Origin of the sequence: Nocardia farcinica (assembly GCF_029867845.1) — a bacterium.
Taxonomy (GTDB): domain Bacteria; phylum Actinomycetota; class Actinomycetes; order Mycobacteriales; family Mycobacteriaceae; genus Nocardia; species Nocardia farcinica_A.
In genome coordinates, this window is record NZ_JARWRU010000966.1 from 1 (window position 1) to 11,092 (window position 11,092).

Consider the following 11,092-nt stretch of genomic DNA (forward strand, 5'->3'; position numbering starts at 1 on the left):
AAGACGCGGATGTGCTCGCCGCGCCGGTGCCTGCCGTTGTAGAGGTTCCACAGTTCGGGCCGTTGCGCGCGCGGGTCCCACTGACCGTCGGCGTCGCGGAAGCTGAACACCCGTTCCTTGGCGCGCGCCTTCTCCTCGTCGCGACGCGCCCCGCCGAACACCGCGTCGTAACCGCCCTCGCGGATGGCGCGCAGCAGGGTGGTGGTCTGCAAGCGGTTGCGCGAGGCGCGCGGTCCGGTCTCCTCGACCACCCGGCCCGCGTCGATGTCGTCCTGTACCCGCGCCACGATCAGACGGAGGCCGAGGCGTTCGGCGGTGCGATCGCGGAACTCGATCACCTCGTCGAAGTTGTGGCCGGTGTCGATGTGCAGCACCGGGAACGGCGGCGGCGCGGGCCAGAACGCCTTGGCGGCCAGGTGCAGCATGACCACCGAGTCCTTGCCGCCGGAGAACAGCAGCACGGGCCGCTCGAAGGTCGCGGCGACTTCCCGGAAGATGTGCGCCGACTCGGCCTCGAGGGTGTCCGAATGGGACAGCTCGTAGCTGCTCGCCGTCGACTTCTCGTGCTGGCTCACTCCTGAAAACTAGAACAGGTTTCTGTGATCGGTCAATGGTTGGGTCCGGTGGGACCGCGCGTCGGCACGCGACCACCCGAGGCGGCGGTGACCGCGTTGGCCGCCGACACCAGCGCCCGCCCGCGTCGGGCGATCTCCGCGCCGGTGATGGACGCGCCGACGTACATGGTCAGCACCATGTTCTGCCTGCCGTCCGCGTCGTAGGTGGGCGCGGCGAGCAGGCTGACCGGATGGTGGGCGCGCGGGCGCAGATCCGAGCCGAGGTGCACCCGCTCGCCGAGGCTGCCGACCAGCTCGCCGACGATCTCGCGCAGATCGGCGGGCAGGTCGCGGCCGGCGACCCCGGCCAGCAGGTCGTAGAGCCGCCTGCCCGCCGCGGTCATGCTCTCCACCAGGTAGCCGCGCTCGCGGCATTCGGCCACCACCCGGCGCAGCCGCGGCTCGTCGTGCTCGAGCGGCACGGCGGGCGGCATGGCCAGCCAGGACTCCAGCGCCTCGTCGTTGTCCCACAGCACGTACATCAGGCCGACCGGCGGCGCGAAGTGGTAGGAGGCGCCCACCTTGACCAGGCCGGGGCCGGTGCTCTCCAGCACGGAGATCCGGTCGCCGAGCACGGCCGAGGCGGTGCAGGTGGTGCGGTAGGCCGAGCTGAGCTTCTCCAGTTCGGCGCGCGCGATGGCGGAGATGGCGAAGCCTGCCTGGGCGACGCGACCAGCCGCGATCAGCGCTGGACCGAGTCCGTAGGTGTGCTGGCGCGGGTCGCGCACCAGGTAGCCGGCGGCGGTGAGCTCGTTGAGGATGCCGAGCACGGTCGGCTTGGCCAGGTCGAGCTCGCGCGCCAGCTCCGACAGGCCGAAGCGCTTGCCGCGCTGCTCGACGAGGAAGTCCAGCACCCGCACCACGCGGACGGCGGGAGCGGAACGGCGTGCGGTCATTCGGAACTCCGGGATCTGACGACATCGGGGAAAGCCCGCCGGGAGACCGGTGGGGAATCCGTTCGGGCGAATCATGGACGCAGACTGAAACAAGTTCTAATCTGTGCGTATCCGAAATGTACCAGACCGGTACATATATGGACCGACCATACCGCACCGACCATCGGAGATTGCTCTTGCTGACCGAGCCGTTCGCCGAGGCACTGGCCGCCGCCGAGAAGATCGTCACCGAGGCGCCGCACATCCGCACCGAGCAGGACCTGGTGGAGGGCCTGGACTATCTGGCGGGCAGCGCGCGCGCCTGTCTGCAACTGGCGTGGGCCTACGACCGCGACTTCCCGTTCTTCGCGCGCAGCACGCACCAGTACACGAAGATGGGCCTGGACAACCCGGACACCCTCTACTTCCACGCCTTCCTGCGCCCCGACGCCGAGTACCGGGTCACCGGCCGTCGCGGCACCACCCGTGACCTGAGTCTCCAGGTGCTCAACGGCAACTACTCGCCGGTCGACGTACCGGACAGCGAGACCGCCTTCGACGACCGTGAACTCGACATCGACGCCGAGGGCAGGTTCGAGCTGCGCCTCGGCCCCGGCCCCGCCGGACCGGGCTATGTGCACCTGGCCGAGGACTCCGCCATGCTCGTGGTCCGCGAGGTCTACAGCGACTGGGCCACCGAGCAGCCGGGCAGCCTGCGCATCGAACGCGTCGACACCGTCGGAGCCGCGCCGCCCGCGCCGACGAGGGATCTGCTCGCCAGGCGGTACGAGATCGCGGGCAAGATGCTGGTCTCGCGCCTGCGGACGTTCCTGGCCTTCCCCGAGTGGTTCTATCTGAAGCTGCCGGTCAACACCATGACCGAGCCGCGCTCCACCCCCGGCGGGCTGACCACCCAGTTCTCCTCGGTCGGTCACTACGAGCTCGACGACGACCAGGTCATGATCCTGACCGTGCCCAAGTCGGACGCCCCCTACCAGGGCTTCCAGCTCGGCAGCATGTGGTACATCTCGCTGGACTACATCAACCACCAGACCAGCCTCACCGCCGACCAGGCCAGGGTGGACCCGGACGGCATGATCCGGCTGGTGATCAGCGAGCGCGATCCCGGCCTGGCCAACTGGATCGAGCGCACCGGCCACGCCCGCGGCTATCTCCAGTTCCGCTGGCAGCGGCTGTCCAGGAAGCTCACCCCCGAGGACGGGCCGACGGTGCAGATCGTGCGCTTCGACGAGTTGCCCGAGCGGCTGCCCTACTACCAGGACGCGCGCGTCACGCCGGAGCAGTGGCGCGCCAGGATCGCCGCGCGTCAGGTCGCGGTCGCGGAGAGGATGCTGGGCTGATGACGGTGCGAGACGAGCTTCTTCACGGCAAGCTCTTGCAGGACAAGGTCGTCGTGGTATCCGGGGTCGGGCCGGGGCTCGGGCAGGCGATCGCGACGCGCTGCGCCGCGGCGGGCGCGGACCTGGTGCTGGCCGCCCGCACCCGCTCCCGGCTGGAGAAGGTGGCGGCGGAGGTCACCGGGATGGGCAGGCGAGCCCTGGTGGTCCCCACCGACATCACCGACGAATCGGCCGTGCGGGCGCTGGTCGAGACCACGCGCGCGGAGTTCGGTCGCGTCGACACCGTGGTCAACAACGCCTTCGCCATCCCGCCGCTGACCGACCTCGCCACCGTCGACATCGATCAGGTGCGGGCCGGATTCGAGACCAATGTGCTGGCCGCGCTTCGGTTGACCAGGCAGTTCATCCCGGATCTCGCGGCGGCGAAGGGCTCGGTGGTGATGATCAACTCGGCGGTGCTCCGGCATTCGCGGCGCACCTTCGGGCCCTACAAGATGGCCAAGGCGAGCCTGCTCGCGCTGGCGCAGAGCCTGGCCACCGAGGTCGGGCCGCAGGGCATCAGGGTCAACACCGTCGCGCCCGGCTACATCTGGGCCGACAACCTGAAGTGGTACTTCAACTACCTCGCCGAGCAGCGCGGGGTGACCTCCGAGGAGATCTACGCCGAGACCGCGGCCACCACCGACCTGCGCAAACTGCCCGAACCCGACGAGATCGCCGACGCGGTCGTCTTCTTCGCCTCCCCGCTGGCGCGGGCCATCACCGGAGCGTGCCTGGACGTGAACGCGGGGGAGTACCACCACTGATGAGGAGCACACGGAACATGAACACCGCCAGGGCGATCGGCGAGTCGAACGGGGGCGCGGCATGATCGGGCGCGCGGACGTCGGCACGGTCGAGGATCTGCACGCCTCGGCCACCAAGGTGGTCGGACTCGACGACTTCGGCGACGACGACTACCGCGAGGGTCTCGGCGTGCTGCTGGAGTCCTACCACCGCGAGGCCGAGCTGACCCCCTTCGGCAACAAGATCAACCGGGCCTTCCTGCGCGGCGCCCTGATCGCCCGGCTGCTCAGCGAGAACGCCTGGCAGCGCCATCCCGAGCACGCCGATGTGACGATCGAACGGCCGATCTTCGTCACCGGCCTGCCGCGCTCGGGCACCACGGCCGTGCACCGGCTGCTGGAGGCCGACCCGGCGCACCAGGGACTGGAGATGTGGCTGACGGAGATGCCGCAGCCGCGCCCGCCGCGCGAGAGCTGGGCGGACAACCCGGTGTACCAGCGCATCGAGGAGGGCTTCGCCCGCCACCACGTCGAGCACCCGGAATTCATGGGCATGCACCACATCTCGGCCGACCAGGTGGAGGAGTGCTGGCAGCTGCTGCGCCAGTCGGCGATGTCGGTCTCCTACGAGTGCCTGGCCTATCTGCCCGGCTATTCGCGCTGGCTCGACGGCCGCGACTGGACACCCGCCTACGCCAGGCACAAGCGCAACCTGCAACTGATCGGCCTGCCCGACGCAGGGAAGCGCTGGGTGCTGAAGAATCCCAGCCACCTGTTCGCCCTGGACGCCATCATGGCCGTCTACCCGGACGCGCTCATCGTGCAGATGCACCGCGACCCGAGCACCATCATCGCCTCGGTGTGCAGCTTGAACGAAAAGGCCAGCGAGGGCTGGTCGGAGAAGTTCCGCGGTCCGGTCGTGGGGGAGACCCAGCTGGACCTGTGGGCGCGCGGGGCCGCACGGTTCCTGGCCGCCCCCGCGCGCGACGACCACGCGCAGTTCGCCGACGTCCACTACGTCGACTTAGTCGCCGACCCGGTGGCGACCATCGCGGGCATCTACCAGAGGTTCGGGCTTCCGTTCACCGCCGAGGCGGAGGCTGCCATGCGGGCGCTGCACGCGGAGAGCACCACCGGTGCGGCACGGCCGTCCCACCGGTACACCCTGGCCGACTACGGTCTCACCGCCGAACAGGTCGACGAGCGATTCCAGCAGTACCGGGCGGTGCACTTCCCGGGACGCTGACACTTCCGGGCCCGGGTGCCCCGCATCGGCCGGGCGCCCCGGCGTGGCAGCGGGTTCGGACTCCGGTGGTGCGGGTCGCCCGGGCGGGGGGCGGGGCGCGGGGGCGGGGCAGCGGGTTCGGACTCCTGTGGTGCGGGTCGCCCGGGCGTGGCCGGGCGCCGGGAAGACGTGCGACGTCTCAGGCCTGGCCCGGCCGCAACACGATGAACAGGCCGTTGGCCTCGGCGCACAGGCGGTCCCCGTCGTGCAGGGTGGCGCGCACATACACCTTGCGCCCCTCGTGGTTGTCCACCCAGGAGCGCAGCGTCAGCTCCTTGTCCAGCGGGGTGATGGAGCGGTAGTCGATGGTCAGCGAGGCCGTCCTGGTGATGGACCCGGCGTGGATGGCCGCGGCCATGCCGCACAGCTCGTCGAAGCCGACGGCGACCTGACCGCCGTGCGCGGCCGCGTTGCCGCCCAGGTGGAAGGTGCGGAAGGTGATCGCGGTCTCCACGCCCTTGCGGCTGGCCCGGGTGACCCGATAGGGCGGCAGGGTGATGTTGCCGCGCGCGGGCAGCTCGTGGCGGGTCCACGTGGGCGCCGACCACTCGTCCACCACCGTCTCGGCCAGGGCGGCGTTGACCTCCTTGAGCTTGGCGATGAGGTCGAGCGCCTGGTCGTCGTCCGGGCGGGACAGCCTGGCGTGGTCCATGAGGGTGCGCACCTGCTCGATCAGCTCGCCCAGGTGCGGGCCGCCGCGACTGACGTCGGCATCCTTCATCATCTGTTCCCACATCGGCCGGAATCCGCCTTCGTGGTGCTCAGCGGTCGGTAGTGCGTCGGCCACGTGGTCTTCGGTCATGGTTTCCAAGGTATCCGGTGACCCGCGCGCGTGCGTTCGCCGGGTCGGCGCACCGAAAGCTCCGGCGCCGCGATCGCGGTCGCGGCCGAACCACGGCGCCGGGCCGCGGCTCAGTCGCCGGTGTGTCCGTCGATGCGCTCGCGCAGCAGGTCGGCGTGGCCGTTGTGCCGGGCATACTCCTCGATGACGTGGATGTACACCCAGCGCAGGCTGTAGGTGCGCCCGCCGGGCGGGAAGACGAAGGTGTGCTCCAGCGGCAGCTCCGCCACGGCGGCGTCGGCGGCGGCCGCCTCGGCGCGGTGGACGGCGAAGGCGGTCTCCGGGTCGGCGTCGTCGACGTGGTCGAAGTCGCCGGCGGGGTCGTCCTCGGCGCAGTACAGGTAGTCCAGGGGCAGGCCGGCGGCCGCGATGCGGAACCAGCCGCGTTCGACCTCGCTCAGGTGCCGGACCAGGCCGAGCAGCGACATGCGCGAGGGCGGGACGGCGCGCAGGCGCAGTTGGTCGGCGCGCAGGCCGGCGCACTTCCACCGCAGGGTGTCGCGGTGGCGGTCGAGCCAGCCCTGGAGGATCGCGCGTTCGCCCGCCGCGGTCGGGGCGGTGGTTCGGTCGACGGCCGGTGCTGTCCACGTCACGTGGTCGAGGGTATCGGTGAGTCGTTGCGAGGCAATCGATTTTGCCGCGCGGTCCGGCTCCCGGCGGTCGCGGACCGGCGCGGGGGGTGGCGTGAGCTGCGGTATCGGGCAGACTGACCGGATGCCTGTGGATACCAGCGGACCGGGCCGCGCCGAGGACGGCGCGCCCGCTCACCTGCCCGGCGATCCCGAACGTTCCGTGCTGGAACTGGCCAGGGGTGAGCAGCACTGGTTGCGCGCGCGGATGTTGCCCGAAGGACTCTACGAACTGCGCTGTCGCGACGGTCCCGGTGCGGAGCGCTTCGAACTGTTCACCTCCGATCATGTCCTGGTGCGCGACATCCTCTTCGCCTGGCTCGAGGAGAACCCCTGGTGGCGGGACGGGGTGGCCTGGTCGCCGATCGACCCGGAGATCGCCCGGGTCGAGGCCGTCCGGGACGAACTCACCGATCTGCTCGGCGGTTTCGACCTGCTCGGGGCGCTGGGCGAATTCGACGCCGGGCTCGACGACGCCCTGCGCCGGGCGGACGAACTCCTCGGGGAGCCCGGCGACGGCGGGCCGGGCGCCGACGGGTGAGGGCGCCCGGGCCGTCCGAGGATGTGTTGGAGCGCTTTCCACCCGGTGCGGCCCTCGCCCGGCTCTCGGCGCGTGCGTGTCCCGGCGTCGGCGCGAACCCTTGTGTCCGCCTGTGACGGCGGCCTACGATGCCCGACATAGAACACGTTCTAATTCGGGCCGTGCCGGTCCGCGTACGTCGCGACGCGCGGCGAGGATGGGAGCGCACATGATTCTCGACCGGTTCCGTATCGACGGGCAGGTGGCCGTGGTGACCGGCGCGGGGCGCGGACTCGGCCGGGCGATCGCGGTGGCCTTCGCCGAGGCGGGGGCCGACGTGGTGATCGCGGCGCGCACGAAGCAGCAGCTGGACGAGGTGGCCGAGCAGGTGGCGGCGAGCGGGCGCAGCGCGCACGTCGTCCCGGCCGACCTCGCCGACGCCGAGGCGACGGCGGCGCTGGCCGGGATCGCCGTCGACCGGTTCGGCAGGCTCGACATCGTCGTCAACAATGTCGGCGGCGCACTGCCGTCACCGCTGCTGGACACCACCCCGGAGGCCATGACACAGGCCTTCGGCTTCAACGTGGCCAACGCGCACGCCCTGATCCGCGCCGCCGTGCCGCACATGCTGGCGACGGCGGGCGGTGGCTCGATCGTCAACATCACCTCCGCCATGGGCAGGCTGCCCGGCCGCGCCTTCGCCGCCTACGGCACCGCCAAGGCAGCCCTGGCGCACTACACCCGGCTGGCCGCGATGGACCTGAACCCGCGCATCCGCGTCAACGCCATCGCGCCGGGGTCGATCCTCACCTCGGCGCTGGAGATCGTGGCCGGTGACGAGCGCATGCGCGGCGAACTGGAGCGCAAGACGCCGCTGCACACTCTCGGTGAGCCGGAGGACATCGCGGCGGCCGCGCTGTATCTGGTCTCCCCGGCGGGAAAGTACCTGACCGGCAAGGTGATCGAGCCCGACGGCGGGCTCGTCGAACCCAATCTGGCCATTCCCATCCCCGACCTGTGAGCCGGGGCCGGCGGACGGCCCTCGGACCGGATTCGTGGTCTAGCCGGGGGAGACCGGTTCGAAGGGCAGCATCTCCTCCGAGCCCGCCCGGATGATCCCCGCGCTGGACTCGGGCACCTCGTTCCACGCGCCGGGCAGATCGCGCAGCGGCTCGGACACCACGAACCTGGTCAGCCCGCCCAGCCTGCGCAACGCCGCCACCTCCGGGTGCAGGGCCTTGAGCTTGTCCATGTCGGTGGAGAAGAACAGCGAACGGGAGCGGCGCTCGGTGGAGTAGCGGTAGATCCAGATGGTGCCGCCGTCGGTGGTGGCGACTGTCATCTGCACCGGATTGTCCACCCCGTGCGCGCGGGCGACGTCCTCGACGAAGCCGACGGCGCGGGCGACCCCGGCGATCGGGTCCTCGGTCAGGCCGAAGGTCAGGGCCAGATAGAACAGCACCTCCGAGTCGGTGGTGCCCTCCAGCTCCGGGAACAGCTCCGGCGCCAGCGCGGTCATGAGGTCGCGACGCATCTCGTGGTGACCTTCCAGGACGCCGTTGTGCATCCACAGCCAGCGGTCGTGCCGGAACGGGTGGCAGTTGCTGCGCTGCACCGGCGAGCCGGTGGAGGCGCGCACGTGCGCGAAGAACAGCGGCGTGCGGATCTGGCCGGCGATCTCGCGCAGATTGCGGTCGTTCCAGGCGGGCTGGATGCTCTTGAACAGCGCGGGGCGTACCCCCTCGCCGTACCAGCCGATCCCGAAGCCGTCACCGTTGGTGGTGGTCGCGCCGAGACGGGATTCCAGGCTCTGGTCGATCAGCGAGTGCTCGGGCCGGAACAGCAGGTCCTCCGCGAGGATCGGCTCGCCCGCGTACGCCAGCCAGCGGCACATGTACCCATTGAAACAGAAGTGCCGGGCCGTCGGGGTACCTCCGGCCCGGCGCGTGTTCAGCTCGGGAAGGCGACCGAGGCGGCGCCGGAGCCGAGCGGGATCGGTCCGCCCGCCGGGGTCAGCGAGGCCGCGTCGAAGGGCAGCAGCGCCCCGGAGCGGGTGTTGGAGCGCAGGTAGGTCTGCAACAGGGCGGCCGCGTCGAAGCCGGCCACGCTGCGGTCGAACAGCGGCGGCGGGCTCGCACCGGCGGTGCCGACGTACATCTTGGCGCCGTCGGGGGTGAAACCCACCGACATGGGCGAGTCCACCGCGACCGAGCCGGTGATCTCACCGGAGGCCAGATCGATGACCTGCACGGCGTTCGCGCCCGCGGTGGCCACCATCAAGCTGGTCCCGTCGGGGCTGATGGCGCCGGCGACCGGGGCGCTGCCGGGCGCGAAGGAGATGGCGCCGGTGCGGGCCCAGGACTCGGTGTCGATCACCGAGACGTTGTCGCCGAGGGCGTTGACCGAGTACAGGGTGCGGCCGTCGGGGGAGACCGCCGCGGCGAAGGGCGCCGAGCCGTCGATCTGGATCCGCTCGCCGAGCTGGAAACCGGTCTCCGGGTCGAGGACCGCGGCGGTGGAGTCGGCGAACACGGTGTAGAGCCTGCCACCGTCCGGGGCGATGGCCGCCGCGAACGGGATGCCGGGCAGCGGCATCGAGGTCACCACGGTCTGCGTCGTGGTGTCGATGACGTCGATGGACGGGCGCGCGGTGAAGATGTACACCCGGTCGCGCACCGGGTCGGCGATCGGGGCGGTCATCCCGTCGGTGCCCGAGATCGGGATGCGCGCGGTCACCGTGTCGGTGGCGCGGTCGACGACCGCGATGTCGTCGGGGCCGGTGAGCGGCGGGTTGAAGGCCTGTACGTACAGATGCCTGCCGTCGCGGGACGCCGCGACGCCCGAAGCGTGCGCGCCGACCCCCTCGATCCTGGCGTGGACGCGGTCGGCGGCGGTGTCCACGACCAGCACCGCGCCCTCGCCCGCGATCGGAATGTAGGCGTCGGCGACGCCCTCCCGCGCTCCGGCCGCCGGGGCGAGCAGGGACAACAGGGCCGCGCCGATCGCGAACGCGCGCGCGGACCGACGCCGGAACCTCAGTGCCATCCTCGGACCTTTCGTGTGGGTATCCGAACGGACTATTCCCCGTAAACGCCGCTGTCGCAAGCGTTACCGTGCCCGGTCACCCTACCCGGGAGGCGGTCCGGCTCTGCCGCCCCGAAAGGGCTACCGACCGGTATGTTTTGCTGGCCGATGCCCTTTCCTGGCGTCCGGCAGTCTGAAATGTCCTTATTCCGAACCGCTTCGGGCCCACATATTCGACAGCAGGGTGAAACTCGGTGTGTCCGACAGCGACTGGCTGGACTCGTAGATGCGCTGGTATCCGGTCTCGACAATGCGCCACACGCCGTCGGGATCGCGGCGATAGCGGTCGCGGTAATAGCCCGCGCCCCGGATGAGGGCCCCGAATTCGGTGGCGATGACGGTGTCCTCGAAGGCCCAGGAGCCGGTGGCGGTATCACCGTCGACGGTGATCTCGGGGTGGTGCGCGATGTGTACCGTGACGATCGACGGCCCCGCTGTGGTGCGCAGGAAATCGGTGATGGCCTCGCGCCCCTGGAACGACAGCGGCTCGCCGAGGGCGTGCGTACCATACTCGGCGCGAGCGTCCTCCGCGAGGGTGTCGGCGAATTCGTCCCAGAGTTTGAGGTCGAGCGTGCGGAAGTAGCGGTATTTGAGCCTGCGTACGGATTCGAGGGCTTCCAGATCCATTCCGACAGCCTGGCATGCCGAATGCTTCTCCACAAGAACGTGTTCTAGTATTCGGGGTTGTTCGTGTGCGCGCGGATATTTCTTCTAAGCTGGGCGCGCAGTGCGAGGAGAGGTTGTGTCATGACGGTCGAGATGGTGGGCCATCGCGAATTCGTCCGGGCGGTGTCCCCTCGGGTGAGCGGTCAGGCGGTGCAGCCGCCCGTCTCGATGATCGAGCGAATGACGGTGATCCTGGACGCCTTCGACGCCGAGACGCCGACGGTCACCCTGCTCGGCCTCACCGAACGCACCGGTCTGCCGCGCTCCACCGTCTACCGCATCCTCGACCAGATGGTCCGGCTGCGCTGGCTCGCGCACACCCCCGGCGGCTACCGCCTCGGCGCCGGGCCCGAGGGGCAGGGGGGCGGCGCCCCCGGCCCCCACGGGGGTCGCGCCGTGGGCGCCCCCGGGGTGGGGGCGCGGGGCGCAGCG

Annotated in this window: 13 protein-coding genes; 6 read left to right on the forward strand and 7 right to left on the reverse strand. The window is 70.7% G+C overall.

Translation table 11 applies throughout. The features are described from left to right. Together cysD and QH283_RS21260 are read right to left on the reverse strand one after the other, a co-directional pair. The coding region (gene cysD / locus QH283_RS21255; protein ID WP_280504733.1) for a sulfate adenylyltransferase subunit CysD at nt 1-575 on the reverse strand (575 nt) is incomplete at its 3' end. A 32-nt stretch (nt 576-607) separates the two neighbouring features. Then, entirely contained in the window at nt 608-1,510 is a 903-nt protein-coding gene (locus QH283_RS21260) for a helix-turn-helix domain-containing protein (RefSeq protein WP_280504734.1), read from the reverse strand. Between the two features lie 176 nt (nt 1,511-1,686). On the opposite strand from QH283_RS21260, the gene QH283_RS21265 reads away from it, so the two are divergent. The 3 genes from QH283_RS21265 to QH283_RS21275 all read left to right on the forward strand — a co-directional run bounded on the left by QH283_RS21265 (nt 1,687) and on the right by QH283_RS21275 (nt 4,881). Further along, nucleotides 1,687-2,850 carry a hypothetical protein gene (locus QH283_RS21265; RefSeq protein ID WP_280504744.1) on the forward strand — a complete coding sequence of 388 codons (1,164 nt, stop codon included), beginning with the start codon at nt 1,687-1,689 and terminating at the stop codon, nt 2,848-2,850. Beyond that, complete coding sequence (locus QH283_RS21270) at nt 2,850-3,656, forward strand: SDR family oxidoreductase (protein ID WP_280504735.1); 807 nt, start codon at nt 2,850-2,852, stop codon at nt 3,654-3,656. The genes QH283_RS21265 and QH283_RS21270 overlap by 1 nt, the downstream gene beginning before the upstream one ends. Nucleotides 3,657-3,717: 61 nt before the next feature. Continuing rightward, a complete protein-coding gene (locus tag QH283_RS21275) occupies nt 3,718-4,881 on the forward strand; it encodes a sulfotransferase family protein (RefSeq protein WP_280504736.1) in 1,164 nt (387 codons plus the stop codon). A gap of 178 nt (nt 4,882-5,059) precedes the next feature. Here the strand turns inward: QH283_RS21275 and QH283_RS21280 are convergent, their stop codons facing one another. Continuing rightward, on the reverse strand, nt 5,060-5,722 hold the full coding sequence (locus QH283_RS21280; RefSeq protein WP_280504737.1) for a PaaI family thioesterase: 663 nt from the start codon (nt 5,720-5,722) through the stop codon (nt 5,060-5,062). 110 nt (nt 5,723-5,832) lie between these two features. Further along, nucleotides 5,833-6,354, reverse strand: coding sequence for a DinB family protein (locus QH283_RS21285; RefSeq protein ID WP_280504738.1), 522 nt, complete (start codon nt 6,352-6,354; stop codon nt 5,833-5,835). A gap of 121 nt (nt 6,355-6,475) precedes the next feature. Between QH283_RS21285 and QH283_RS21290 the strand changes: the two genes are divergently transcribed. After that, nucleotides 6,476-6,931, forward strand: coding sequence for a hypothetical protein (locus QH283_RS21290; protein ID WP_280504739.1), 456 nt, complete (start codon nt 6,476-6,478; stop codon nt 6,929-6,931). A 208-nt stretch (nt 6,932-7,139) separates the two neighbouring features. Continuing rightward, a complete protein-coding gene (locus QH283_RS21295; RefSeq protein WP_280504740.1) occupies nt 7,140-7,931 on the forward strand; it encodes an SDR family oxidoreductase in 792 nt (263 codons plus the stop codon). Between the two features lie 39 nt (nt 7,932-7,970). Here the strand turns inward: QH283_RS21295 and QH283_RS21300 are convergent, their stop codons facing one another. The 3 genes from QH283_RS21300 to QH283_RS21310 form a co-directional block, all read right to left on the reverse strand. Continuing rightward, nucleotides 7,971-8,804 (reverse strand): class II glutamine amidotransferase, encoded by an 834-nt coding sequence (locus QH283_RS21300; RefSeq protein ID WP_280504741.1) that lies wholly within the window; start codon nt 8,802-8,804, stop codon nt 7,971-7,973. A 56-nt stretch (nt 8,805-8,860) separates the two neighbouring features. Continuing rightward, nucleotides 8,861-9,955 (reverse strand): YncE family protein, encoded by a 1,095-nt coding sequence (locus tag QH283_RS21305; RefSeq protein WP_280504742.1) that lies wholly within the window; start codon nt 9,953-9,955, stop codon nt 8,861-8,863. Between the two features lie 183 nt (nt 9,956-10,138). After that, a complete protein-coding gene (locus QH283_RS21310; protein WP_280504743.1) occupies nt 10,139-10,621 on the reverse strand; it encodes a nuclear transport factor 2 family protein in 483 nt (160 codons plus the stop codon). Between the two features lie 120 nt (nt 10,622-10,741). Between QH283_RS21310 and QH283_RS21315 the strand changes: the two genes are divergently transcribed. Continuing rightward, the coding region (locus QH283_RS21315; RefSeq protein ID WP_432420759.1) for a helix-turn-helix domain-containing protein at nt 10,742-11,092 on the forward strand (351 nt) is incomplete at its 3' end.